The following is a 25,112-nucleotide window of genomic DNA, read 5'->3' as shown; positions in this document are numbered from 1 at the left end:
GTCCTGGGCGCGCGCGGCGGAGCCGGTGATCAGCGCCCCGAGCAGGAACGCCAGGGGGGCCCCAAGCCGCTTCGATGAATGCCTCGTGCTTCCCATGGCGGTGCATCATGGCGCGTCTGGAGCCCGGGTGCGAAGAAACCCACCGTCCGGGCACCGGCGCCCGGGAGCCCGGACGGGAGGCGGGCAGGGGCTCAGGAGGCGGCGGCCTCGGTGACGGCACGATCGGGGGCGAAGATGGAGCGGGTGACCGGTGCCAGGGGGCGCGCGTCTGGGGACCGAGCAGGGAAGTGGAGGCGGCGGGCCCGAGCCCCAGCCCCATGAGCCCGAGGCTGAGGAAGGCTGCGGAGGTGCCCCAGTCCCGGGAGACGCCGAGGGCGAGCAGGCAGGCAGCGCTCAGACAGAGGGCGAAGCCGCCCCCGGCGCTGGCTCGGAGGCCACCGCGCAGGAAGACGCGGACGCCGAAGGTGGGGCCACAGGCCCACCCGCCGAGCAGCGGCACCAGGGCGAGCCCGGCTTGAGTATGAGGATCGCGAGCACGTCTATCAGTGGGACTCCCCCTCCTTGACCTCCTTCTCGACTCGCTCGGCGAGCCACATCACGAAGTCTGAAGCCACCTGGGCGGGTTCTTGCTGCTCACCCGCCGTGTGGTCCCAGAAGACGACGGGGGGCTCACCCGCTCCCCTCGAGTCGAGGCAGTAGAGGTTCCCACCCCCGTCGTTCATCAGCGGAATGAGATGTACGGGAAGCCCCGGGCGCATCTCCTCCCGCTCGCTCCTGGTCATCGAGGTCAGACTCAGGTACGGCGGCACATCCGCACCGAGCCCGAAGAGCTCGAGAGACCCAACGCCTCCCCACCCGAAGCGCCGCAAGAAGAGCCGGTAGCCACCGGCCAGCTTCGTGCCGAGTCGAGCGCCAGCGGTGTTGATCTCCGCCTCGCCCACTCCCCGGCCGAAACTCTTCGAGGAGTGTCGCTCCATCAGCTCCGCGAGTTCATCAAAGGTCATGGAAGATGGGGGTGGTTCAGCTTGTAATTGCTCCCGAGGCGGTGCTCGGTTCGTGTCAGGGCGAGAAACCGTCACTTCCAATGGGAGGCTTGCCGTGCTTCATCCTAGCGATGTTCTCGGGTGAGTACGGGCCGGGACGTACCTCCAACGGACATGGTCCACCCACACGCGCGGAGGTAGGGTTGATTGGTCCCTGATGGTCATCCATCCCCCATGCCCAAGACAACCCCACCTCCCGCAGTGACGCTGCCCGCCGATGAGGCACGGGCGTGGCTCGTCAGCCACCTCGGGCTCGCCACTCCCGCGTACCCCCAGGGCGCCGAGGGCGTGCGCGCGCTGCTGCGCCACCTGCGCCACATCCAGTTGGATCCGCTCGACGTCATCGGCACCAACGCGGACCTCGTGGCGCTCGCGCGCGTGGACGGCATCTCCAAGGGTGACGTGTACCGCCACCTCTACCCCGGCCACGCCTTCGAACACTGGGCCAAGGAGCGCTGCCTCCTTCCCGCCAGCGCCTTCCCCCACTACCGCGAGCGCTCGCTGGAGACTCCCTGGTGGGGACTCGCCACGCGGCTGGAGCGGCTGCCCGAGAAGGTGCTGGGCGCCGTGCTCGAGGAAGCTCGAGGCCCGTGGCCCCCTCACCGCCGCGGAGCTGTCCGACCACGGCGCGGTGACGCCGATCGACTGGAGCGGGTGGAAGGGCACGGGGAAGGCCACCTCCATGGCGCTCGAGGTGCTGTGGACACGCTGTGAGATCGTCGTGTGCGGCCGTGGCCCCGGCGGCAAGCGCTACGACGTGCCGCACCGGGCCCTCCCGGACGCCGCACGCGCCCACGCCGGCCACACCGGTGACGAGAGCTTCGCGCGCTGGGCCCTCACCGAGCGCGTGGAGGCCGCGGGCCTGCTCTCCCGCGCGAGCGGCCCGCACTGGTCCACCCTGTCTCCGGTGCGCACCTCGCCGCTGCCGGACGCCATGGTGCGCGAGGGCCTGCTGGAGGAGGTGTCCCTTCCCGGCGCGCCCCGGCGCTACCTGGCGCCCGCGGGCTTCCGCTCGCGGCCCGTGACGGCGCCGGACGAGCGGATGCGGATTCTGGGTCCCCTGGATCCACTGCTGTGGGACCGGGCGCTGGTGAAGCAGCTCTTCGGCTTCGAGTACGTATGGGAGGTGTACAAGCCCGAGGAGCAGCGCCGCTGGGGCTGGTACGTGTGCCCGCTGCTGCACCGGGGCCAACTGGTGGGACGGCTGCAGGCGCGGGTGCAGGAGGGCGTCCTGCGTGTGGAGAAGTTGTGGAGGGAGAAGGGCGTGAAGCTGGACGACGCGGCGCTCGACGAGGCCCTGGCTCGCCATGCGCGGGCGTGCGGTGCGGTGAAGGTGCGCCGGCCCCGGGCCCGGGTGGGCTGAGGCCCCTCCACCTGCTAGGGTGGTGCCCCGCATGTGGCGCACGACAGCTCCGAGAGCAGAGGCCCTGTTCGAGGCCGGGCAGTACCGGGTGCGGCGGCTCTCCGAGGAGGACGCGCCGCGCATCCGCGCGCTGGGCGAGCGCTGCCTGGACCACCTGGAGCTCCACTACGGCTCGCCGCCCGACCCCGGGCAGATGATCCGCGATCTGCTGACGGACCTGCCTCCGGGCAAGACGCTCGGGGACAAGTTCGGCATGGGCGTCTTCGACGGGGCGGAGCGGCTGGTGGGCGCCATCGACGTCATCCGCGACTACCCGGAGCCGCGCGAGTGGTACCTCGGCCTGCTGGTGCTCGAGCCGGGCCAGCGCAACCAGGGACTGGGTGCGCGGCTGTTGGAGGCCCTGACGCACTGGCTGCTGCGGCGCGACGCCGCGTACCTGCGCCTCGCGGTGTCCGAGCACAACGCCCCGGGCCTGCGCTTCTGGAAGCGCTCGGGCTTCCGGCCCGTGAAGCAGGTGCTCGCCGAGTTCGGCAACAAGACGAGTCTCTTCCACGTCATGCGCCGTGAATTGGAGGTGCGATGAAGTGTCCGGAGTGCAAGGGGCAGATGGCCGAGCGGTCCTTCGAGTCTCACAAGGGATGGCAGGTGACGTTGGACGTGTGCCACACCTGCCGCGGCGTGTGGTTCGACACGCAGGAGAGCCTCCAGCTCTCCGCGGGAGGAACCCTGCGGCTCTTCCGCGAGCTGTACGAGCGGCTCGGTGAGCGCCCCCCGCACAACCACGGCCCGCTGTCGTGCCCGCGCTGCGACACGAAGCTGGAGCTGACGCATGACCTGGCGCACAACAACCGCTTCCAGTACTCGCGCTGCACGCGGGGACATGGGCACTTCATCACCTTCTTCCATTTCCTGCGCGAGAAGGGGATTGCCCGGGATCTCACGCCCCGGGAAGCTCACCGAGCTGCGCAAGCACGTGGACACGCTGCTGTGCTCCGGCTGCGGCGAGCCCGTGCGGCTGGCGAACCTGACGGCCTGCGTGCGCTGCCAGGCGCCGCTCTCGCTGTTGGATCCCGAGTGCGTGGAGAACACGGTGCGCGGCGCGCAGAAGCCGGACGGCTCGCGCCGGGACGTGGCGCCCGAGGTGGCCGCCCGGCTCCTCATGAACGAGCTGAAGCTCAGTGGCTTCCACCGCAAGCCCCCGTCCCGCGACAGGCCCGAGCACCGCTCCAACGCCGTTCCGGCCGTCACGCTCGAGGCCCCGGATCGCCGCACCTCGGAGGCCTGGAGACACGCGGATGACGCCGTGGACCTGATCGAGCTCGGCATCGAGCTCGTCGGCGGCGGCTTGAAGGCCCTGGGCAAGCTCCTCTCCTGATTTCCCCTCACCCGCCGTACCCCCCGACAATGACGCACCCACCATCCCACCGGCTCCCGCTTCTCCTCCTGCTCACGCTGACGGCCCTGGCCGGCTGCGATCCCAAGCCCCCGCCGACACCGGGGCAGAACTACTCCGAGGTCCAGTTCGACGTGACGGTGCCGCTCGAGACACCGGTGGACGCCACGCTGCTGCTCACGGGCGAGGATGCCGCGTTCAAGGGCCTCTCCGGACAGGGCCTGGAGCTCACCTACCAGGGAGGCACCACCTTCACGGTCAAGGCGCGGATGCCCAAGAACCAGCCACTCACCTACACCCTGCGGATGACGGCGCCGTCCACGCACGTGGCGCTCGACGCGGCGGGGACCGCGGTGCCCGCTCGGACGCTCGAGGTGGACGAGAACGAGGAGAACGTGAGCTTCAGCGTGGAACGCTGGGGCCCGGAGAGCGGCGTCACCCAGCCGCAGACGGCCTTCGTGGTCGCGGTCCCCGAGACGACTCCGCCGCAGGACGGCATCTGGCTGGCCGGCAACCATGAGAAGCTGGGCGGCTGGAACCCGGCGGGCGTGAGGCTCTACAAGGCGGTGAACAGCGGCTACGCCACCGTGCTCTCCTTCGAGCCGGGCACATCGCTCGCGTTCAAGACGACGCGCGGCTCGTGGGAGACGGTGGAGAAGAGCGCCGAGGGCGCGGAGATCAGCGACCGCACGCACAAGACGGGGACGGGTTTCGAGCGCGTCTCCATCTCGGTGGGGGCGTGGGCGGACTTCGCCAACGTGCCGCCCGAGCCGACGATCACCGGGACGGTCGAGTACCTGCGCGACGTGACGCCGAAGGACACCACCCTCGAGAAGCGCGATGTCATCATCTGGCTGCCGGCGGGCTACGACAAGGCGGACACCTCGCGCCGCTACCCGGTGCTGTACATGCATGACGGGCAGAACCTGATGGACGCCGCCACGGCGTTCGCCGGGGAGTGGAACGTGGACGAGACGGCCACGGAGCTCATCGCGACCAAGGCGGTGGAGCCCCTCATCATCGTGGGCATCTACAACACCGCGGCTCGCATCCCCGAGTACACCCACGTCCCGTACTCCACGTACGGCGGCGGCCGGGCCGATGACTACGGCAGGTTCCTCGTCGAGGAGCTCAAGCCGCTCATCGACAGCACGTACAACACGAAGCCGGAGGCGGAGTCCACGGGACTGGCGGGCTCGTCGCTGGGTGGCCTGGTGTCCATGTACCTGGGCATGAAGTACCCGGAGACGTTCAGCCGGCTGGGTGTCGTGTCGCCCTCGGTGTGGTGGGCGGACAGGGACATCGTCGCGAAGGTGAACGCGCTGCCCGCGAAGCAGCCGCTGCGCATCTGGTTGGACATCGGCACCGAGGAGGCGGGCAGCAGCACGGACGATGTGGAGACGGTGGCCGATACCGTGGCGCTGCGCGAGGCGTTGGTGAACAAGGGCTGGGTGCTCGACAACGACCTGAAGTACCTCGAGGCCGAGGGCGGCAAGCACAACGAGGCTTCCTGGTCCGCGCGCTTCGGGAGCATTCTCCAGTACCTGTTCCCCCGGACCTCTCCGTGAAGTGACTCCGCCCCCTCCTCTCCCTCGCCCTCCGGGAGAGGGGCGGGGTGAGGGTGCCCGTCACCGTCCTCCCCCCCGTGGCTCAGCCCGGGGGAGGGCGCTCGGCCCGGGGTGGCTCCATGAGCGCGGCCACCTCGGGTGAGTAACCCCCGGGACCCTCTCCATGCGCGATGAGCGGTGGGCGCACGGCGAGCCCGCGCTGCCTGTCGCGCACCGCGTGCACGAGGAAGCGCGTGGCGGGAGCGTCCACGCGGGCGTGCACGAAGCGCAGGGCCACGGGGTACAGCTTCGCCGCCCCGAGCAGGCCGAGCACCTCGGCCACCCGTGCCGCCGGATACACGAGGCTCACCCGTCCTCCCGGGGGCAGCGCATGCCGGGCCGCGGCCACCACCGAGGGGGCGTCACACGCCAGCTCCTGCTTGGACAGGGCGCGCTCCTCATCCGGGCTGCGCACGCCCGCGTTCACCGGACGGAAGGGCGGGTTGGACACCACGTGCGCATAGGCGCCCGGGGCCCACAGCGAGCGCGCCTCGCGCAGGTCTCCCAGGCGGGGCCGCACCCGTCCCTCGCAGGCATTGAGGGCCACGGCGCGCACCAGGCGCGCATGCACCTCGGGCTGCAGTTCCAGCGCATCCACCGGCCCGAGGCCGAACTGGCACGCGAGCAGGAAGGACACCACGCCGCTGCCCGCGCCGAGCTCCAGCAACGGGCCTCCGGCGTCCTGTCCCTCGGTGGCGGCGAAGGCGGCGAGCAGCACCGCATCCAGCGTGAAGCGGTAGCCGCTCCGGCGCTGCAACAGCTTCACGCCCGAGGTACCAATGGAGTCGAGCGTCTCGTCGGGGGCGTGGCTCTTCTCGCTCAAGAGGGGCTCCGGAGAGTGTCGGACAGAGGAACCTCAGTCTACCCGGCTGTCCATGGGCGGAGGGGGTAGGCGTTTTTCCGCCATGCCGGGGTTGGCATCACGGGACGAATGCACAGCGTGCATGCCCCATGAGGCACGTCTCCCTTCCTGTCGTACTCCTGGCCCTGGCGTCCAGCGGCTGCGGCGCCGACCCGGAGCCGTGTATCAACGGCTGCCCCGACATCTCCGGGCTGTATTCCGTGAAGGCCGCCACCCCGGTGGGGCAGTGCCCCTTCAGCCCCTACGTGCCCGCGCCCACCGTGCAGTTGCAGCAGGTGGATGACGGGCGGAGGGCCGTGTTCCACGTCATCGATCCGGCCACCAGGCTCCAGGTGCCGCTGACGGGCGACGTCTACGCCCCAGGGCCGAAGGATGGGCCGGAGGTGCTCGGCTCGTTCCGGGCCGACTCCGTGGTGGTGCGCTCCACCAGCCCGTCGGACGAGCGGATGCGGACGCTGAACCTGAACGTCTCGGGCTCGGTGTCCCTGCACGAGGGCCGCCGTGTGCTGACTGCCACATTGAGCACCACGGACATCACGAATGAGTCCACTCCGGACAGGGGCTGTGGCATCACGCTCTCCCTCACCGGGGAAGGAGATTGAGTGGCCACGGAAGTTCCCACACCTGAATCACCCAGCGGTCCCAGGCGCCGGGGGCCCTCGGTCTTCGGCTGGCTCAGCCTGGGGGTGTGCGCCCTCATCGGAGTGGCGATTGGCATCGGGAGCTTCACCTTCGCCTATGCGAAGGGGGCCTCGTACATGACGGACGATCCCACCGCGTGCGCCAACTGCCACGTGATGAGGGATCATTTCTCCGAGTGGACCAACTCCAGCCACCACACCGTGGCCGTGTGCAATGACTGCCACACGCCGCCGGGCTTCGTGAGCAAGTACCTCTCGAAGGCGCGCAATGGCTGGCACCACTCGGTGGCCTTCACGGCGGGGGGCTTCCACGAGCCCATCCAAATCACCCCGCACAACCGCGCCATCACCGAGCAGCGCTGCCGCTCGTGCCACCAGGCCATCGTCCATGCCATCGACGCGCACGCGGCCCACACGCGGGACGAGCGCGACGACGGCTCCATCTCCTGCATCCGCTGTCACAGCGACGTCGGACACGCTCCCTAACCACTTCCCACTCCCACGGAACCGGACTGTATGGAAGCCTCACGTACCCGCCGCCGATTGATGCTCCTGCTCGCCGCGATGGTGCTCGCCGCGGGAGCCGCCGCCGCCGCCGCCGCGCTCGCGGTGAACATCATGGAGCGCAAGCAGGAGGCCCGGAATCCCTTCTACCGGGTCGTCGAGCTCAACGACATGACGGAGGACCCGGCCATCTGGGGCAAGAACTTCCCGCTCCAGTACGACGACTACAAGCGCACGGTGGACATGACGCGCACGAAGTACGGCGGCAGTGAGGCGGTGCCGCGCGCGCCCACGGCCAACGATCCGCGCACGGTGACGGCGCAGTCCCGGTTGGATGAGGACCCGCGGCTGAGGACGTTCTGGGCGGGCTACGCCTTCGCGGAGGACTTCCGCGAGGAGCGCGGCCACGCGTACGTGCTGGAGGACCAGCTCTTCACCGAGCGCCAGCACCACACGAAGCAGCCGGGCGCGTGCGTCCACTGCCACGCCTCGGTGTACGTGCCCTACAAGAAGCTGGGCGAGGGAGACCTCATCAAGGGCTTCGAGAAGATGAACGCGATGCCCTACCCCGAGGCGCGCAAGCACGTGGAGCACCCGGTGGCGTGCATCGACTGCCATGACTCGCAGACGATGCAGCTCCGGGTGACGCGGCCGGGCTTCCTGGAGGGCATCCGCGCGCTCAAGGCGAGCCAGGGCGTGCAGAACTACGACGTGAACAAGCAGGCCACGCGCCAGGAGATGCGCACGTACGTGTGCGGGCAGTGCCACGTCGAGTACTACTTCAAGGGCAAGGAGAAGCGGCTGACGTACCCGTGGGCCAACGGCATCAAGATCGAGAACATCCTCACGTACTACGATCAGAACCCGCACACGGACTGGGTCCACGCGGAGACGGGGGCACCGGTGCTCAAGGCGCAGCACCCCGAATTCGAGATGTACAACCAGGGCATCCACGCGCGCTCGGGCGTGGCGTGCGCGGACTGCCACATGCCCTACAAGCGCGAGGGGGCGCTGAAGATCAGCGACCACCACGTGCGCAGCCCGCTGCTGATGGTGAACCGGGCCTGCCAGACGTGCCACAACTGGACGGAGGCGGAGCTGACGCAGCGGGTGACGACGATCCAGGACCGCACCTTCGAGCTGCGCAACCGGGCGATGGACGCGATGGTGGCGCTGATTGGGGACATGAAGGCGGCCAGGGGCGCGGGCAAGACGGACGCGGACCTGAAGACGGCGATGGACTTGCAGCGCCGCGCGCAGTTCATGGTGGACTTCGTGGAGGCGGAGAACTCGATGGGCTTCCACGCGCCGGAGGAGGCCGCGCGCATCCTGGGCATCGCGATGGACCTGGCGAGGCAGGGGCAGCTCGCGGTGCGGCAGGCGGACTACACGCCGAACACCTTCCCGAGCACGACGCCCTCGGTGAAGCCCACGGAGCGCGAGGTGACGCCGGCGCCGGGGAGCGCGGCGGGAGGCACGGGAAGCGGGAGCCAGGGAGGCGGCGGTACCGGCCACTGAAGGCCCCCCAAGCCACACCCCCGGGCCCCCAAGCATGTAGCCGGGCAGCCCATCGTCCGCCTCGTCCGCTCATTGGATGGTCGCCCCTGGACGAGCCGGGTACACTGGTCCGGAGGACACCCCCATGGCGAACAGCAGCACCCAGCCGGCCCCACTCCCGTGGCAAACGCCGCACATTCTCTGGATGGCTGGCTCCCTCGATGGGGCTCCGGGCCCGGGTGTACGGCCCGCCCAGGGTGGGCTCCGGACGGAGACGCAGGGCCCCAAGCGCATCCTGATCGTCGACGACGACCCGGCCATCCTCAACGTCTGGCGCCGCGTGCTGGGGCAGAAGGCGCGCTCCTCCTCCCTGGACAACCTCGAGAAGAAGATCTTCGGGGCCAACCCGCCCACCGCGTCGGCCGAGGGGGGCTTCGCCATCGACACCGCGTCTCAGGGGCAGGAGGGCTACCAGAAGGTCATCCATGCCCTGGAGGAGGGACGTCCCTACACGTTCGCCCTCGTGGACATGCGGATGCCGCCGGGCTGGGACGGGCTGGAGACGATCGTCCACATGCTGGAGAAGGATCCCCGGCTGGAGGTGGCCATCTGCAGCGCCTTCTCGGACATCTCCCGGGAGGAAGTGGCCAAGCGCGTCGGCCGGGCGGACCTGCAGTGGCTCCGCAAGCCGTTCGATCTCGAGGTCGCCCGCGAGCTGGCCCGCAAGCTGAGCGAGCAGGGCGCCCAGCGCCGCCAGTCCCGCTGATTCTGAACCGGCCCTTCAGCGCCGCTGGCCCACGAGCCGCTCGGCGACGTCGATCACCCTGGCCTCGACGTGGGTGTTGTCGAGCGTGTCGATCTCCGCGATGCCGGTGGGGCTGGTGACGTTGACCTCGGTGAGCCAGTCGCCGATGACGTCGATGCCCACGAGGTAGAGGCCGCGCTCCTGGAGCGAGGGCTTGAGACGGGCGCAGATCTCCAGCTCGCGCGGGGTGAGCCGGGTCTTCATGGGAGTGCCACCGGCGGCCATGTTGCCGCGGTGGTCATCCTGGGCGGGGACGCGGAGCACGGCGCCACAGGGCTCGCCATCGACGAGGATGATGCGCTTGTCACCCTGGCGACTCTCGGGGAGGTAGGCCTGGGCGACGATGGCTTTCTTGCCGCCGAGGGTGATGATCTCCAGGAGGGAGCGGGTGTTGCGGTCCCCGGGCTGGAGGAAGACGATGCCCTGGCCGCCGAAACCCTCGACGGGCTTGACGATGGTGCCCTGGGGGTGGCCGGAGACGAACTGGGCGAGGGCGGCGAGATCGCGGCTGATGAGCGTCTCGGGCATGAGCTCGGGGAAGCGCAGGCCGAAGAGCTTCTCGTTGGCGTCGCGGATGCCGGTGGGGTTGTTGATGAAGACGGGCTCGCGGCCGTTGCACAGCTCGACGAGCTGGGTGGCCAGGAGGAAGTCGGCGTCGACGGGGGGATCCTTGCGCAGGAAGAGGACGTCGAGGCTGGAGAGGGGGCGGACCTGCTCGTCGAGGATGTCGAAGTGGCGGCCGGGCTCGCGGCGCACGGTGACGGTGCGCATGCGGGACTCGGCGCAGGAGCCGCCGAAGCGGAGCCAGGGCTGCTCGAAGTAGCGCACCTGGTGACCGCGGCGCTGGGCCTCGAGCATGAGGGCGAAGGTGGAGTCATGGTCCACCCGGACCGTCTCGAGGGGGTCCATGAGGAAGCCGAAGGTGAGCGCGGCCATGGGGATGGAAGCCTCCTGGGGGGTGCGAGGGATGATACCCGGTGAGTAGACGCACGGAGGCGCGCGCGCGACAGAAAAAGCACGGGGAGTGGGGAAGAGGGGACTACGGGTGGCGGCAGAGGCCCTGGACACAGGAGGTGCCTGGAGGGCACCCGGGCCCACCGTCCGAGCAGGAGACGAGGGAGCAGGCCATCTTCAGCTCCAGCCGGGAATCCTTGTAGCGCGGGGGCCAGACGGAGCAGAGCCCCCCGTTGGAACAGGGCACCTTCTGGCAGTTCTCCCCGCGCACCACCGCGCAGACCGAGATGCCCTCGTGCAGGGGCACGCACTCCTGGCCCTCGACGCAGCCCGATGCTTCACAGGTGGGAAGGCAGGAGGGGCCGTCCAGCCCTTCCCGGCAGAAGAAACCCTGTGGACAACTCTGGGGATCCTTCAGCTCACAGCGACGGCCGCACCAGCCTCTGTTGCAATGAAGTCCCTGCGCGCAGGTGTTCTCCCCGGGCCCTCTGGCCGGAATGCAGGCCTCGCCCTCCTTGCGCTCTCCCGGATGGACACACGCCCGCACCAGCGGTCCGTCATCCAGCGTGGGCAGGGTCCGGCAGGATTTTCCTTCCCGGCACTGCAGATCCGTAGTGCACCAGCTATCGCTGCAGAGCCCCTCGCGCCGGGTCCCCGAGAAACTCAGGCATCCAAGTGGCGGCTCGCAATCCTTCCCTCTCCAGCAGCTCTGCAAGTAGGTCTGGAGCTTCCACGTCTCCTCCAGCTCCAGAATGGGAGTTGCCGCCGCCGCCCTCAGCCCCTCCTCGGACCAGGGATTCCAAAATGCCGTTCCCACGATGATCAGGAGAGGCATCGGAAGCAGCAACCCAAGCAGGAGGGTGAGGAAGGTGTTCCGTTTCACCGGCACGTCACCGTGCAAGGAAAAGTCCGGCAATCCCAGTCCTCCACCTTGTCATCAGGGCAGATCCTCTCCTCCTCTTCGAACTCCAGACTCCTGGACTCTTCGTCACGCCGATTGAATTCTGCCTCCCTGTCCTTTTGCATCGCCCGGTCGAGCTTTCCGCCCTTCCGATAGGTATGCGGACAGCCCGTTCCGAGCATCAACAACCCCATCACTGTCGCGAGCAAGGCGCGGTGAGACATGAGGGCCCCCCAACAGAATGTTGCAGCAGGGGGTAGTGTATCCCCCGGATGAAACGGTGCGCCATCCGTGAGAGGTGACGACTCCCGGACACAGCAGCGGGGGAGGGCCCCTTGATACCGCGCCTCGACTTCAAGGACGCTCGTGTCCGTGCCCCCTGTCAGACCCCCTCCCCGGAGTGACACCTCGGTCCTCCAAGAGTTGGAGCGCCACCAGCTCCGGCGCGAGCAGGGCATCCCCAAGCTCACCGTGCTCGCCGGTCCACCGGGCAGCGCCATGTCCCTCTGGCGCAGGTGGCTCGACTCTCATGGCCAGGCCTCCTGTGTCTCGCTCGCTCCCGATGAGGCCGGCGTCGTCCGCGATTGGATGGAGACGCTCTCCCGCACCCGCGACCTCGAAGCCGATGCGGCCGACTTCCTCGGGGCCGCCGCGGGACTCGGCCCCGGTGAGCTGCGCTCGCGGCTCGCCGGAAAGACAGCTCACGAGCGCGACATCCTCCTCCAGGAGCTCTTCCCCGCCATCACCAGCGAGGATGTCTCCGCCGCGTGCAGGTGCCTGCTCCAACCTCCACGAGTTGTCCACAAGTCCGGGGAGCCCCTCGGCGCCGTACTCGACGCCTGCGAGCGGAATCCCCTCCGGGCCCTCGCGGCGCTGCATGCGCTCATCCCCGAGGGCTCGGCTCCGGCCCTGCTGCTCTCCGGCTTCGGCCCCACGTGGCTCACCCACGCGGCCCGGGTGGCCACCCGGCTCTGTGACGCCGTGCCCCCCCTCGTCGTGGCGCTCCACACCGAGCGGCCCACGCTCGACACGTACCTGCGAGGCAGCGAGAGCCAATCCCTGGCCCTGGTGCGCGAGGGGCTGCTGGAGCTGGAGGCCCCTTCCCCCGAGGAGTTGAGGCGGCGGCTGGAGACGCTCGGCGTCCAGGCCACGGAGGTGCTCTCCGAGTCCCTGGCCCGGCTGGCCGCCGATGGGGTCACCGAGGAAGTGCTGGCCTGCTATGGCGAGGCGGCCCGTGAGCGCGAGGCCTCCACCCACGCGCCCGAGGCGGCGGACCGGGCCCGCAGCAGCGCCGAGCGCTTCCTGCGCGCGTTGCTCGACTCGCTCCCCGCGACCCAGGGCCTCTTCGAGCTCAACGAGCGGGCCGATTTCCGCATCAACAACCGGCCCGTCGAGGTGGACTTCCTCTCGCGCCGGTTGCGCCTGGCCATCGAGGTGGACGGCTACTACCACTTCCAGGATCAAGACGCCTACCGGCGCGACCGGCGCAAGGACCTGGCCCTCCAACAGCACGGGTACCTGGTGCTGCGCTTCCTCGCCAATGACGTGGTGGCGCGGCTGGAGGAAATCCGCGACACTATCTTGGAAGTAGTCTCAGTCCGACGTCACAGGGAGGATGCAGATGGAGGGGCATGAGGTGTCTCGCGTGGGCGAGCTGGTGCTCGTGTGGTTGCTGACGCGCGCCGAGGGCAAGGGCTCCCGCAGTGCGCTGTCCAGCGCGCTGAAGTCCTTCGGCTCGCACCGGTGGAGCAGCGGCGAGTGGAGCACCCGGCTCGACGAGTCGCTGGTGGCGCTCGAGTCCGGTGGGTTCCTCCAGCAGACGGCGCGCAAGGGCGTCTCCCTCACGAAGGAGGGCCGCGCGCGGGCACTGGAGTTCCTCGGGGTGAAGCAGCTCCCCAAGGGCCTCACCTGGAAGAAGCTCCGGCTCACCCACCTGACGGCGCTCTCGCTGGGGCTGCCTTCTTCCAACGCGGGCAGGCTGGACAAGGCGGACAACCTGCGCGCGGTGCTCGTGCAGAAGCAGCTCGGTCTCGACGGCGTCGGCACCCGGAAGCTCAAGGACGTGCGCGACCAGCTCTGCTGGAAGCAGCTCGGCGTGGAGACGGACAAGCCCTTCACCCTGGCCGCCGTGCAGTCCTTCCTGCTCGGCCAGGTGCTCCAGGCCTCGCGCGAGGTGAAGCCCTCGCAGGCCATGCAGCAGCTCGCCGCGCGCAGCGTGGGCGCCCGGCGCATGGATGCGGAGAGCCTCCGCGTCGCCGCCCTCCAGTCCTGGCTCATTCCCGCCGAGGAGCCCGCGTCCCCGGCTCCTCCCGCGCGTGCCTCGGAGACTCCCGCCCCGGCACCGCGCCCCCCGGAGGACGGTCTTCCCGCCTTCGCCGAGCGCGTGCTGCACACCGCCCGTCACGCGGAAACGGGACGCTTCGGGGATGACCGCGTCTTCATCTCGCACGTCTGGCGCGCCATGCGCGGCCACGGCCTGGACGAGCAGTCCTTCAAGAACCGGCTCGTCGAGGCCAACCAGAAACGCCTGCTGTCGCTGAGCCGTGCCGACATGGTCGAGCTGATGGATCCAGCGGATGTCGAGGCTTCGGAGATCCGCCACCTCGGTTCCACCTTCCACTTCATCGCCCTGTAGGACTCCACCTCGTACGGCAATCGGGGGAACGCCGATGAACCAGAACGATCTCCGCCTCGCCTCCTTCCTCTCCGACCGCACCGAGGTCTTCCACTCCATCCAGCACCGGCACGAGGTCTGGCGGGAGGATCCATTCGACGTGGAGACGGTGCACCAGGAGGCGCGCGCCGCCTTCGAGCGCCTGCTGCTGCGCGCCACCACTCCACCCGGAGTGGACTCGGGACGCATCCTGCTGCTGCTCGGCGACTCGGGCTGCGGCAAGACGCACCTCCTGAGGGCCTTCCGCGCCATGGCCCACGAGCGCTCGCTCGGCTTCGTGGGTTACATGCAGATGACGACGTCCACGTCCAACTACGGGCGCTACGTCCTCTCCAACCTCATCGACTCGCTCGACCAACCCTACAGCGAGCCCGCCGAGGCGCGCTCCGGACTGCAGAAGCTCTCCGACGCACTGCTCTCCCACTGTGGCCAGGTGGCCGCCCTGCTCGCGGACCCCGAGCAGGACGCCGAGGAGATTCCCAATCTGGTGGAGATCGCCGCGGACGATCTCCAGAAGCAGCCTCTGTTCCAGAAGCTGGATCTGGATCTGCTGCGCGCGCTCCTGTTCCTCCAGCGCGACGACACGCGCATCCGCAGCCGGGTGCTCAAGTACCTGCGTTGCGAGGATCTGTCCGGCAACGATCGCAAGGTGCTCGGTGGGCTGGTGCCCCGCACCTACGACAACCACCCCCAGGAGATGGTGGAGCACCTGGGCCGGCTCGCGGCGGCGCTCAACCACTCGCTGGTGCTGTGCGTGGACCAGCTCGAGGGCTTCGATCTCGACGCCGCGAACGCCCAGTCCTTCCGGCGGGCCATGCACATGCTCTGTGACTTCGCGGAGCGTGCGCCCTCGTCGGTCATCGTCATCAGCTGCCTGCACACCTTCTGGACGGGCCTGCGCGGCCAGCTCACCCAGTCGCTGCTGGACCGCATCGAGAGGGATCCCGATCTCATCAAGCTGGAGAACCTGCGCACGGCCGAGGAGGCACGGCTCATCACCGAGCGCCGGCTGGAGCACCTCTACTCGCTGGAGGACGCGCCGTTCGATCCGGCCGAGCCCACCTATCCCTTCCCCCACGAGGGTTTCGAGCGCCTGTCGGGCAAGAGCACGCGGGACGTCCTCGACGCGTGCCGCCGCTGGCGCGAGCAGGCCATCCGCGCAGGTGCGCTGCCCGACCGCTTCCCCCTGGACAGCGACAGCGCCCCGGAGTCCTCGCAGGTCTCGCGGAAGCAGGAGGAGGAGAAGAAGAAGACGCTGGAGCTGGACCAGGCGTGGAACGACTTCCGCTCCTCGTACAACACGTCGCCGCCCGAGGAGGATGCGCAGCTCGCCGAGCTCCTGGTGTGGGCCCTCGAGGCCTGCGCGGACGAGGTGGAGACGGGGCAGCGTTTCGAGGCGCGCCTGTCGGGCGAGGTCATCCACGTGGAAGTCTCTCCGGGAGGGGCGAAGCTGCACGTGGCCCTGTGCAACAAGGGCACCCAGCGGGGCGGGCTGGCGAACCAGATCGAACAGGCCCGGAAGGACGCGGGCAGGGATCGCACGCCCATCGTCGTGCGCACCAGCGACTTCCCGAGCAACCCGAAGACGAACACCGCCGCGGAGCTCGGCAAGCTCCTGAGCAAGGGAGGCCGCCGGGCGGTGCTCGAGGACAGCGACAGCCGCACGCTGCTCGCGCTGCGCGAGTTCCGCGAGCAGCACGAGTCCCGTCCCGACTTCGCCCAGTGGGTGCGCACCAACCGGCTGCTCACCCAGCTCAAGCCGCTGCGCGACATCCTCGGTCTGGAGCAGTTGCGCTCCCCGCAGCCCGAGCTGGCGCGGGCCGTCACCCCCGCCCCCCTCCCCACGCCCCCCTCCACACCGGCCGCCGCCTCGACGCCGCAGGCCACCCGGCCCGAGCCCCAGACTCCGAAGCCGGCCGCCGCCTCCGGGGCGCCTCCCGCGCCGAAGCCCGTGGCTCCACCGCCTGCTCCCGCGCGGAAGCGCGAGCCCCTGCGCATCGGCGAGACGGACAGTCTGCTGCGTGAGCCCGTCCTCCTGGTGCCCGACGAGCTGGCCCGGCATTCCGCGTTCCTGGGTGGCTCGGGCAGCGGCAAGACGACGCTGGCGCTCAACGTCATCGAGCAGCTGCTCCTGCAAGGCATTCCGGCCATCCTCGTGGACCGGAAGGGAGACCTCGCCGGCTACGCCTCCGAGTCCTTCTGGACGCGCCCCATCGAGGACGCGCGCCGTGCCGAACGCCGGGCCCTGCTGCACGAGCGGCTCGACGTGGCCCTCTTCACCCCGGGCCATCCCCATGGACGTCCCCTGGGCATCCCCATCGTCCCGGAGGGGCTCGCCGCGCTCTCGGATTACGAGCGGCAGCAGGCCACGCGCCACGCCGCCGAGGCGTTGGCTGGCATGTTGGATTACCGGCAGAACCCTCGGGACAAGTCCTGCAGGACGCTGCTCGCGCAGGCGATCGATCAGTTCGTCCAGCTCACGCAGGAGGGCGTGACGCTGGAGAGGCTGGTGCGCTTCATCGGTGACAAGGATCCGCGCCTGGTGAACGCCGCGGGCCGGTTGGACACGAAGCTCTTCGACAAGCTCGCCGATGACCTGGACCGGCTGCGCATCGACGCCAAGCACCTCATGGGCAGCGAGGCCGAGCGGCTCGACCTGGATCTGCTGCTCGGCCGGGGGGTGCACGCGAAGACGGGCAGGACGCGGCTGAGCATCATCAGCACCAAGTTCCTCGGGGACACCAACAGCGTGCTCTTCTGGGTGTCTCAACTGCTCATCGAGACGGGGCGCTGGCTCAACCGCAACCCGGCCCACTCGCTGCAGGCGGTGCTGATGTTCGACGAGGCGGACCTGTACCTGCCCGCCATGCGCCAGCCGTCCACCAAGCAGCCCATGGAGAACCTGCTCAAGCGCGCGCGCTCGGCGGGCCTGGGGTTGATGCTCGCCACCCAAAGCCCCGGGGACTTCGACTACAAGTGCCGCGACACCATCCGCTCCTGGTTCATCGGCAAGGTGAAGGAGAAGGTGTCCCTGGACAAGATGAAGCCGATGCTCAGCGAGGCCCGGGTGGACGCCACGAAGATTCCCGGCCAGTCCCCGGGCGAGTTCCACTTCGCGCGGGATGGCAGGGTGGATCGCGTCAAGGCCGAGCCCTCCGCGTTGGCGACCGAGCAGCTCTCGGATGATGAGTTGCTGCAACTCGCCGCGAGGACCGCGCCGAAGGACACCGGCCCGCACACGGATGCCTGACGCGAAAGGGAAACGAATGGCTGCCTACGTGGTCGTCGAAGTCACGGTGAAGGACGCGGAGACGTACGAGCGCTACAAGCAGCTCGCGCCACCGACGATTGGCCTCTACGGAGGCCGTTACCTGGCGCGCGGGGGCAGGTTGGAAGTGCTCGAGGGCACGTGGGACACGCCTCGGTTCGTCATCCTCGAGTTCCCCAGCTACGAGCGGGCCCAGGAGTGGTGGAACTCTCCCGAGTACGCTCCCGCCAAGGCGCTCCGTCAGGCGTGCACCCAGACGGACATGCTGCTGGTGGACGGCCTCCCGCCGGGCGCGGATCCAGCGGCCAGGAAGTAGCGGGGCGACCCTCACCCCGGCCCTCTCCCAAAGGGAGAGGGAGCGCACCGGCTCAGCGCTCGGGGATGTCCGTCAGCTTGAGCTTGAACTGCGCCGTCTTGCCCGCCTGGATGGGCACCGACAGCTGCCTCCGCTTCCCGTCCGCGCCCTTGATGCGCAGCAGGTGCTTGCCCACCGGCACCGGCTTCTTGATCAGCGGCGTCTTCCCCAGCGAGCGCCCGTTCAGGAACACCTCGGCCTCCGGCAGGATGACCAGCGTCAGCGCTCCCTGCCTCACGTTGCGCACGGGCTCGCTGTCCTCCTCCTTCTTCGCCGGCTCTTCCTTGCCCTCCTGCGCCTCCGCCGCGGGCTGCGCTGGCGCGGTGGCCTGCGCGGTGGCACCCGGTTCCGCCTTCTTCTGGCCCGGCGGCTCGATGGGCGTCATCGGTGACAGATCTCCCAGCGGCAGGGGAATGGGTGTCCCCTCCGCCTCCTGGGCCTTCATCGCCGCGATCAGCTTCACCGCGCCATAGCCCGCGCTTCCCCCCACCACCAGCAACGCGAGGATCGCCGCCCAGAACTTCCCCATTCCTCCCCGCGTGGGCGGCGCCGTGAGCTGCGTCTCCCGTGGCGCCGCGGGCCGCTCCTGCGTCACCCGCCTGCCCGTGGTGAGCACGCCCGTGGCCCGAGCCTCGCCCGTCTCCGTCCTGCGTGCCCCCTGTCCCCGTACCGGCGGCTTCGCCTCCGTCTTCTCCGCCCGCACGCCCTGCTGTGTGGGATTCGGATCCGTGGGCGCCATCCCCGCGGCCTCCGGGGCCACCGGCTCCTTCACCTCCTCGGCGCTCTCCAGCAGCCGGCGCGTCGCCTGCATCCGATCCTGGAAGTGCTCGAGCATGAAGGCCGCTCGCTGCTCGGAGTCCATCAGCAGGGGGCCCGCCGCGGACTCGATGGCCCGCGCCAGCTCCCGGCCGCTCGCGTAGCGCTCCTCCCGCTCGCGCGCCAACGCCTTGAGCACCACCGCCGCCACCTCCGCGGGCAGCCCCGGCACGTCCGGCACCGGGATGGGCGCATTCAGGATCATCTCCATCTCCTGGCGCTCCGTCTCCCCCGAGAAGAGGCGGTGGCCGGTGAGCAGCTCGTGCAGCATCACCCCGGCGGCGAACAAGTCACTGCGCCCATCCAGCGGCTCGCCCCGCACCTGCTCCGGGGACATGTACCCGGTGGTGCCCTTCACCATGCCCGCCTGGGTGCGCACCACGCCGTCGCGCGCCTTGGCGATGCCGAAGTCCAGCAGCTTCACCACCCCGTCGTACGTCACCATCACGTTCTTCTGCGACACGTCCCGGTGGATGACGGGCGAGGGCTTCCCGCCGGGCGTGGTGAAGGCATGCGCGTAGTGCAGCGCCAGGCACACGTCGCGCACCACCGCCAGGGTGAAACCCACCGGCAGCGCCTTGCCCCGGCGCTTGCACACGTGGGCCACCTGGTTGAGGTTCTGCCCCGCGATGAATTCCATCGCCAGGAAGAGGCCCTCGCCGTCCTGGCCCAGCTCGAACACCTGGCCGATGTTCGGGTGGTTGAGCGCCGCGGTGATGCGCGCTTCATCCAGGAACATCTTCTCGAACTGCTCGTCTCCCCGCGCGTCCGGGAGGATCCGCTTGAGTGCTACATACTTGCGGAACCCGCCCGGCCCCGAGGTGAAGCCCAGGAACAGCTCCGCCATGCCCCCCACCGATAATTGGGTGAGCACCTGATATCTTCCGATGCGCTCGCCCTGGTGCGGATCGGCGAGGGCGGAATTCTGGGACTGGGGAGCGCCCCGGACGGGTGCGGACATGGGCCGGACCATAGCCCAGCGACCCTGTGGACGGCCTGTGGATGGACCGGGTCCCCTCTGTGGATAACCCCCGGGCTGATCCACACCCTGTGGGAGGCGGGGGATAAGCTCCAACTTCCCCACATGTAGCAGCTTCGGGATTCCTCAGTGGTTCCGAGTGCTTACTGACTTTTCCACAAGCCCACAGGCTCTGCTGTTACCTCTGATTGATCTAATACTCTATTCACTCAGTACAGAAACAGAGGGCCCTGGGGACAAGTGGAACTGTGGAGAACCGCCCCCGGCTCCGAGCCCGTCAGTACCGGCCGCGGATGAGCGAGACGAGGGTGAGGCGGGCCCGGGGTGCATCCAGTTCGATGCCCACATCGCAACCGGCCAGGAGGAACTCCAGGGTGACGGGGCCGTGGCGGGGCAACAGGCAGCGCTCCTGCCAGGCCTGGACGGCGAGGCGGAAGAGCTCGCCCAGCAGGGTGTGACGGGTGTCGGCCGGCAGCAGATCCATTCCCGGCTGGAGCTCGTACGGGATGCAGACCGTGAAGGCCTGCGCCAATTGCTCGGAAATGGCGGATTCGATGGAAGCCATGACTCCGGAAGGTGCGAGAAGCATACCGGGGGTGGCGACCGTGATTCCGGGGGTTTGCGGGGACTCCCCCCCGGGGTGGACCGTAAAAACGCCAGTGCGAGGGAGGGTGGGATGGTGAACGGGACGGCGGCGGAGGTGGGCCGGGCCCCTCGTGCCCGGGAGGAGGCGGGGCTATAGCCGTGGGGAGCGGGGGCTCACGCATGGCGAGCGGAACGAGAGCGGACGGATGGGGACGGGTGCTGGCGGCGATGCTGCTGTGCGGGCTGCTGGGGGCCTGCCATGAGGAGAAGCCGCCCCTGGTGGGCTCCTCCAGCCAGGTTCGCTTCTCTCAGGAGGCGATGGCCTTTCCGGCCACGTACGTGGGTGCCTCGCGGGAGGGCTCGGTCCGGGTGGTGAGCGCGGGCCGCTCCGGGGTGCGGATGGAGTGGAACGGGGTGCAGGGGCCCTTCTCGGTACAGGGGCTGCCGGCGCGGGTGGGGCCCTCGGAGGAGGCCACGGTGCAGGTGGTTTTCGCGCCCGAGGCCCCCGGGACGTACTCGGCCACGGTGGTGGGCACGGAGGAGGGGGGCCGCACGGTGACGCTGCGGCTGTCGGGGGAGGCCCGGCCCACGCCGCCCTGTCCCATGCCCTCGGCCTGCCACCGCTTCACGTTCGACGCCATGCGCGAGGAGTGCGTGGAGGAGGTGCTGGAGGACGGCACGGGGTGCGATCCGGGCAACGCGTGCGTGCTGGACGCGGTGTGCCAGGAGGGCCGGTGCAAGGGGCGCGAGCGGGTGTGTGACGACGGCAACGCGTGCACCACGGACGTGTGCAGCCCGCTGGATGGGTGCCAGGCGGTGCCCGCGCCGCCGTGCCCGGGGGATGGAGCGTGCCAGCAGGGGTGGTGCGATCCGCGGCGGGGCTGCCAGTTGAAGCCCGCGCGCAACGGCACCTTCTGTGGCGAGGCCCGCGGGTGCGATCTGGCGGACGTGTGCGTGGAGGGGGCGTGCGTGAAGAGGGATCCACCGGATCACTTCGTGTGCGCGCCAGCCTCGCCGTGCCAGGGCGAGGGCCGGTGCCGGGGCTCGGTGTGCGAGCAGCCGCCGGCGAAGCCGCTGGTGCCGGACTGGACGTACGACGCGGCGGCCGAGGATCGGAGGCTGCATGATCTGCTGGTGGGCCCCGAGGGGGACGTGACGCTGGCGGGCTTCTTCGAGAAGCCGGTGCTGGACGCGGCGGGGAAGGGGCCGGTGCACGCGCAGGTGACGGGGCGGCGGTGCATGTTGTGGAACGAGCGGCTGCTGTGCATGGACCTGCCGCAGCAGGGGAAGGTGTCGCTGATGGAGCGGGCGACGGCGGCACCGCGCTGGAGCTTCGACCTGGGGAGGGCGAGGCCGGACATCGCGAGCAAGTCCTCGACGCTCTTCATGGCGCGGCTGGCGGTGATGGCGCCGGACCGGCTGGCGGCGCTCTTCGAGGGGTACCCGGCGGGACAGGACTCGAGGTCGCAGTGCCGGCTGTACTACCTGGTGGTGCTGAACGCGGCGGGAGGGCTGGTGTCGGCGCAGCTCCTGGAGGATCCGCTGTTGTCCGAGTGCAACCACCCGCACCCGTTCGGGCTGGCGTCGGATCCGGCGGGGGACCTGTACGTGACGTTCAGCCCGACGGTGAACTCGGGGGCGCCGCTGAGGGCGGGGTCGCCGACGCTGGTGATGGCGTTCTCCTCGGACGGGGTGCCGCGCTGGAGGAGGACGCTGCCGTTCCCGGGAGGCGAGCTGGGGCTGGTGAGGGGACTGCTGATGCCGGAGGGAGGGACGCAGCCGTTGCGCACGTCGGATGGCGAGCCGGTGGCGGAGCTGCCGCTGAGGCTGGGGAGGGCGGTGGCGACGCGCGAGGTGCTGGTGCCGAGCCCCGAGGGGGCGACGGTGAATCCGGACACGGCGCCGCCGGTGTCTCCGAGGCTGGAGGGGTACGAGGTGCCGGGGCTGAAGCCGGCGTGGACGTACCGGCTGCCGCAGGGGGCGAGCTTCGTGTCGAAGGAGCTGCGGCTGGGGACGTGGCCGGAGGGAGGGGTGAAGCGGACGATGGTGCTGGGTTTCGCGGCGGAGGGACGAAGTCCGGTGCTGGTGGGGGTGAGGGCGGGGGATGGGAGCGAGGCCTTCCGGTGCGAGCTGGGCTACACGCCGCGGACGATGCCGCAGCTCTTCGAGCTGGGGCCGGGGTCGCTCACGATGATGGACGGGGCGACGAGCTGCGGGGAGTGCGATCCGCCCTTCTCGGAAAGCCGGGCGCGCTTCCAGCGTTTCACCCTGCCGGGGCTGGAGCCGGCCGAGGCACCCTGGCCGGGCACGTTCGGCGGACCGGGACATGATCACCACGAGGATCCGGTGCGCGCGGCGCCGTGAGGCCGCCCGAGGAGCATCCAGGGGAGCACCCGTTCCTGCCCGGCGTCCGCGCCCCTAGCTTGAAGGGGTCAATGAAAGGCAGGTGACACCGTGACACAGCCGGCGTTCCCGAGGCGCGGCCTCCTCGCTCTCCTGGCGGTGATGCTGCCGGGCCTCGGCCCGCCCGCCGCCGCCCAGGTCACGGTCTCTGTCCGGGAGCCGCTCCTGCTCCAGGTAGGCGAGCGCCGGCTCCAGCTCCGCGTCGGAGCCGAGTCCATCTCCGGCAGCGGCCTCCAACTGCGCCGCGTCCCCGACGGCCTGCGCGGCACCTTCAAGGGCCAGCCCGTGGACTTGAAGTGGAACGGGGACGGCGACATCACCGGCCGGGCAGCCGGCGCCTCCGTGGAGCTCACCGCCGTCTCTCGCGCGCCCCAACCCGGGCTGACCCTGCGAGGCTGGTTCGGCGCGGACCCGGCCGAGCTGACGCTGACCCCCATGGCCATCGCGGGCAGCGTGGGTGGCTGCAGCTACTCGCTTCCGATGGCGGGCAACCGCTACTCGGGCTGGCGCACGTGCGATGTCACCCGCGGCCCTCCCGTGCCCGTGACGCTGCGCATTCCCGAGGACGCCGTGCCGCTCGGACTCGCCGAGGAAGGCGCCCTCCTGGCCCTCCTGCTCTCGGACGAGGCCCTCCCTCCGGCTTCCTCCCCGGGAGAGACACCGGGCGTGGGTGGTTCGGGCACCCCATCTCCATGAGGAAAACCCAGACACAGGAGGCTCCCATGGCACGCAAGGTGTTGGCATGGCTCGCAGTGCTCGGGCTGGCCGCCCCGGCGGGCGCGCAAGAGGCAGGGGACGCGGAGCGCGGCAACATCGATCGGCAACGGCCCGCGGAGGACATCCCCGACAACATGGACGAGTTCCGCCAGACGCCGCACACGGATGACATTCCCGTCACGGACGAAGCGGCGGGCGTGGGCGGCTCGGGGACGGCCGGTCATGACGAGGCGCGGCAAGGCGAGCTCCACGGCCAGGTGGTCAACGTGCAGGGGGACCAACTGTGGCTGCGGCATGGCGGGGCCGTCTTCCCGCTCGAGCTGACGCAGGAGACCCGCTTCACCCCGGACAAGCGCCAGGCGCTCCAGCCGGGACAGGAGGTGCGGGCGCGCTTCACGATCGAGGGTGACGGTTATGTGGTGAACGCCGTGGAGCCCACCGGGCAGGAGCCGGCCGCGAAGCAGCCCGGGGAAGAGTGAGGGAGCCGAACGGATTGCGTGCACCCGGCGCCGGTCTGGGGTAATCCCGCGCCTCGTGCCGAGTGGGAGAGCGATGGAAGACCGTCCGTACGTCCTCATGTCCAGGGACGAGCCGTCACAGCCTCCCGCGTCGGCCAGGATACCGATGCAGACCGAGCCCGCCGCGATCGCCTTCTGCCGGGAGGTGCTGCCGGCGGTGTCGCGCACCTTCGCGATGAACATTCCCGTGCTGCCGCGCCCGTTGGACACGGCGGTGATGGTGGCCTACCTGCTGTGCCGGATCGCCGACACGCTGGAGGACGAGGCGCACGGCCCGGCGAGCGAGGTATTGCTGGCGGAGCTGGCGCGGCTGAGCACGCTGCCGGCGGGGTGGGAGGAGGACGCGCGGCGCTTCTCGGAGGAGGGGGCGCGGGTGTTGCGGGCGCAGGCGCCGGAGGCGGAGGTGCGGCTGGTGGAGGGGACGGCGCGGGTGCTGGAGGCGCTGGCGGTGCACGCGGCCCCGGTGCGCGAGCACGTGGCGTCCTGCGTGGCGACCATGACGAAGGGCATGGGGAAGATGGGGGACAAGGGGCGCGCCTCGGGAGGAGGCCTGGGGCTGGCGAGCCTCGAGGAGACGCTGGAGTACTGCTACTACGTGGCGGGCACGGTGGGGGAGATGCTGACGCGGCTCTTCCAGTGGTACTCGCCGGCCATCGCCGAGCGCTCGGCGGCGCTGGAGCCGCGGGCGGTGGCGTTCGGCAACGCGCTGCAACTCACGAACATCCTCAAGGACGTGCGCGAGGACCTGGAGCGCGGCAGTTGCTGGCTGCCGAGGACGCTGCTGGCCGAGTATGGCCTGACGCCCGAGGCGCTGCTGGAGCCCGCCAACCGGGGCGAGGCGATGAAGGCCCACGGGCAGATGGTGGCGGTGGCGCACCGGGAGCTGCGCAAGGCCTTCGAGTACGTGATGGCGCTGCCGGGACAGGAGCGGGGCATCCGCCTGTTCTGCCTGTGGCCGCTGTTCCTCGCGGTGATGACACTGCGCAAGTTGTATGGGAATGCGGCGGTGCTGGAGCGGCAGGCGGTGAAGGTGTCGCGGCGCACGGTGAAGTGGGTGGTGGGCTCGACGAAGCTGCTGGTGGGACAGGACGCGGCGTTGAAGCTGATGTTCTCCACGCTGACGGCCCCGCTGCCCCGGTAGAGCCCGCCGTTCGCGCGGCTCGCCAACTGGTCCGATTGTTGGACCAGTTGATCCCGGCCGCGCCCGGAAGGTCTCCCCTCCTCGTG

Annotated in this window: 22 protein-coding genes and 2 pseudogenes; 17 read left to right on the top strand and 7 right to left on the bottom strand. The window is 70.0% G+C overall.

Features of this window, described 5'->3' with window-relative positions:
• Nucleotides 1-542: 542 nt before the first annotated feature.
• Nucleotides 543-1,004, bottom strand: coding sequence for an SMI1/KNR4 family protein (locus ACN28I_RS29865; RefSeq protein ID WP_420945321.1), 462 nt, complete (start codon nt 1,002-1,004; stop codon nt 543-545).
• A 213-nt stretch (nt 1,005-1,217) separates the two neighbouring features.
• Between ACN28I_RS29865 and ACN28I_RS29860 the strand changes: the two are divergent.
• The 3 genes and pseudogenes from ACN28I_RS29860 to ACN28I_RS29850 all read left to right on the top strand — a co-directional run.
• A pseudogene (locus ACN28I_RS29860) lies at nt 1,218-2,406 on the top strand (winged helix-turn-helix domain-containing protein).
• Between the two features lie 31 nt (nt 2,407-2,437).
• Nucleotides 2,438-2,989, top strand: coding sequence for a GNAT family N-acetyltransferase (locus tag ACN28I_RS29855; RefSeq protein ID WP_420945320.1), 552 nt, complete (start codon nt 2,438-2,440; stop codon nt 2,987-2,989).
• Nucleotides 2,986-3,063 (top strand): annotated as a pseudogene (locus ACN28I_RS29850) (hypothetical protein); the annotation flags it as partial. The gene ACN28I_RS29855 and the pseudogene ACN28I_RS29850, both read left to right, overlap by 4 nt.
• Here the strand turns inward: ACN28I_RS29850 and ACN28I_RS29845 are convergent.
• Complete coding sequence (locus tag ACN28I_RS29845; RefSeq protein ID WP_420948902.1) at nt 3,036-3,299, bottom strand: hypothetical protein; 264 nt, start codon at nt 3,297-3,299, stop codon at nt 3,036-3,038. The pseudogene ACN28I_RS29850 and the gene ACN28I_RS29845 sit on opposite strands and share 28 nt — an antisense overlap.
• Before the next feature lie 32 nt (nt 3,300-3,331).
• Between ACN28I_RS29845 and ACN28I_RS29840 the strand changes: the two genes are divergently transcribed.
• A complete protein-coding gene (locus ACN28I_RS29840; RefSeq protein ID WP_420948901.1) occupies nt 3,332-3,781 on the top strand; it encodes a hypothetical protein in 450 nt (149 codons plus the stop codon).
• A gap of 29 nt (nt 3,782-3,810) precedes the next feature.
• The gene (locus tag ACN28I_RS29835; protein WP_420945319.1) at nt 3,811-5,367 is read left to right on the top strand and encodes an alpha/beta hydrolase-fold protein; all 1,557 of its coding nucleotides are present in this window, start codon (nt 3,811-3,813) and stop codon (nt 5,365-5,367) included.
• An 82-nt stretch (nt 5,368-5,449) separates the two neighbouring features.
• On the opposite strand, the gene ACN28I_RS29830 is transcribed toward ACN28I_RS29835, so the two are convergent.
• The gene (locus ACN28I_RS29830; protein WP_420945318.1) at nt 5,450-6,229 is read right to left on the bottom strand and encodes a tRNA1(Val) (adenine(37)-N6)-methyltransferase; all 780 of its coding nucleotides are present in this window, start codon (nt 6,227-6,229) and stop codon (nt 5,450-5,452) included.
• Between the two features lie 128 nt (nt 6,230-6,357).
• Here ACN28I_RS29830 and ACN28I_RS29825 point away from each other — a divergent pair, with 128 nt between their 5' ends.
• The 4 genes from ACN28I_RS29825 (at nt 6,358) to ACN28I_RS29810 (ending at nt 9,676) form a co-directional block, all read left to right on the top strand.
• The gene (locus ACN28I_RS29825; protein ID WP_420945317.1) at nt 6,358-6,870 is read left to right on the top strand and encodes a hypothetical protein; all 513 of its coding nucleotides are present in this window, start codon (nt 6,358-6,360) and stop codon (nt 6,868-6,870) included.
• Entirely contained in the window at nt 6,871-7,395 is a 525-nt protein-coding gene (gene nrfH / locus ACN28I_RS29820; protein ID WP_420945316.1) for a cytochrome c nitrite reductase small subunit, read from the top strand.
• 30 nt (nt 7,396-7,425) lie between these two features.
• Nucleotides 7,426-8,931, top strand: coding sequence for an ammonia-forming cytochrome c nitrite reductase subunit c552 (locus tag ACN28I_RS29815; RefSeq protein WP_420945315.1), 1,506 nt, complete (start codon nt 7,426-7,428; stop codon nt 8,929-8,931).
• A gap of 184 nt (nt 8,932-9,115) precedes the next feature.
• Nucleotides 9,116-9,676: a hypothetical protein gene (locus ACN28I_RS29810; RefSeq protein ID WP_420945314.1), complete on the top strand. Its 561-nt coding sequence runs from the start codon at nt 9,116-9,118 to the stop codon at nt 9,674-9,676.
• A 15-nt stretch (nt 9,677-9,691) separates the two neighbouring features.
• Here the strand turns inward: ACN28I_RS29810 and gshB are convergent, their stop codons facing one another.
• On the bottom strand, nt 9,692-10,651 hold the full coding sequence (gene gshB, locus ACN28I_RS29805; RefSeq protein WP_420945313.1) for a glutathione synthase: 960 nt from the start codon (nt 10,649-10,651) through the stop codon (nt 9,692-9,694).
• A gap of 103 nt (nt 10,652-10,754) precedes the next feature.
• The gene (locus ACN28I_RS29800) at nt 10,755-10,976 is read right to left on the bottom strand and encodes a hypothetical protein (RefSeq protein WP_420945312.1); all 222 of its coding nucleotides are present in this window, start codon (nt 10,974-10,976) and stop codon (nt 10,755-10,757) included.
• A gap of 966 nt (nt 10,977-11,942) precedes the next feature.
• Between ACN28I_RS29800 and ACN28I_RS29795 the strand changes: the two genes are divergently transcribed.
• Genes ACN28I_RS29795 through ACN28I_RS29780 form a run of 4 tightly spaced genes read left to right on the top strand, consistent with a single transcriptional unit; the run spans nt 11,943 to nt 17,828 of the window.
• Nucleotides 11,943-13,205, top strand: a complete 1,263-nt coding sequence (locus ACN28I_RS29795) for an endonuclease domain-containing protein (RefSeq protein WP_420945311.1) — start codon at nt 11,943-11,945, stop codon at nt 13,203-13,205.
• A complete protein-coding gene (locus ACN28I_RS29790; protein WP_420945310.1) occupies nt 13,192-14,205 on the top strand; it encodes a hypothetical protein in 1,014 nt (337 codons plus the stop codon). Before ACN28I_RS29795 ends, ACN28I_RS29790 begins: the two co-directional genes overlap by 14 nt.
• A gap of 34 nt (nt 14,206-14,239) precedes the next feature.
• Nucleotides 14,240-17,494, top strand: coding sequence for a helicase HerA domain-containing protein (locus ACN28I_RS29785; protein WP_420945309.1), 3,255 nt, complete (start codon nt 14,240-14,242; stop codon nt 17,492-17,494).
• Nucleotides 17,495-17,510: 16 nt separating this feature from the next.
• Nucleotides 17,511-17,828, top strand: coding sequence for a DUF1330 domain-containing protein (locus ACN28I_RS29780; RefSeq protein ID WP_420945308.1), 318 nt, complete (start codon nt 17,511-17,513; stop codon nt 17,826-17,828).
• Between the two features lie 52 nt (nt 17,829-17,880).
• Here the strand turns inward: ACN28I_RS29780 and ACN28I_RS29775 are convergent, their stop codons facing one another.
• Both ACN28I_RS29775 and ACN28I_RS29770 read right to left on the bottom strand, forming a co-directional pair.
• Nucleotides 17,881-19,644: a protein kinase domain-containing protein gene (locus ACN28I_RS29775; RefSeq protein WP_420945307.1), complete on the bottom strand. Its 1,764-nt coding sequence runs from the start codon at nt 19,642-19,644 to the stop codon at nt 17,881-17,883.
• Between the two features lie 295 nt (nt 19,645-19,939).
• On the bottom strand, nt 19,940-20,227 hold the full coding sequence (locus ACN28I_RS29770) for a hypothetical protein (protein ID WP_420945306.1): 288 nt from the start codon (nt 20,225-20,227) through the stop codon (nt 19,940-19,942).
• 200 nt (nt 20,228-20,427) lie between these two features.
• On the opposite strand from ACN28I_RS29770, the gene ACN28I_RS29765 reads away from it, so the two are divergent.
• From ACN28I_RS29765 to ACN28I_RS29750, 4 genes are all read left to right on the top strand, one after another.
• A complete protein-coding gene (locus ACN28I_RS29765) occupies nt 20,428-22,611 on the top strand; it encodes a tenascin-X (protein WP_420945305.1) in 2,184 nt (727 codons plus the stop codon).
• A 90-nt stretch (nt 22,612-22,701) separates the two neighbouring features.
• Nucleotides 22,702-23,346: a hypothetical protein gene (locus ACN28I_RS29760; RefSeq protein ID WP_420945304.1), complete on the top strand. Its 645-nt coding sequence runs from the start codon at nt 22,702-22,704 to the stop codon at nt 23,344-23,346.
• A gap of 26 nt (nt 23,347-23,372) precedes the next feature.
• On the top strand, nt 23,373-23,846 hold the full coding sequence (locus ACN28I_RS29755) for a hypothetical protein (RefSeq protein WP_420945303.1): 474 nt from the start codon (nt 23,373-23,375) through the stop codon (nt 23,844-23,846).
• A gap of 145 nt (nt 23,847-23,991) precedes the next feature.
• A complete protein-coding gene (locus tag ACN28I_RS29750; protein WP_420945302.1) occupies nt 23,992-25,026 on the top strand; it encodes a phytoene/squalene synthase family protein in 1,035 nt (344 codons plus the stop codon).
• The last annotated feature ends 86 nt before the right edge of the window (nt 25,027-25,112 follow it).

The organism is Archangium gephyra, from assembly GCF_049060025.1.
Taxonomy (GTDB): Bacteria; Myxococcota; Myxococcia; order Myxococcales; family Myxococcaceae; genus Archangium; species Archangium gephyra_A.
Note: the sequence above shows the minus strand (reverse complement) of the source record. Positions and strands in the feature narration are given on the sequence as shown.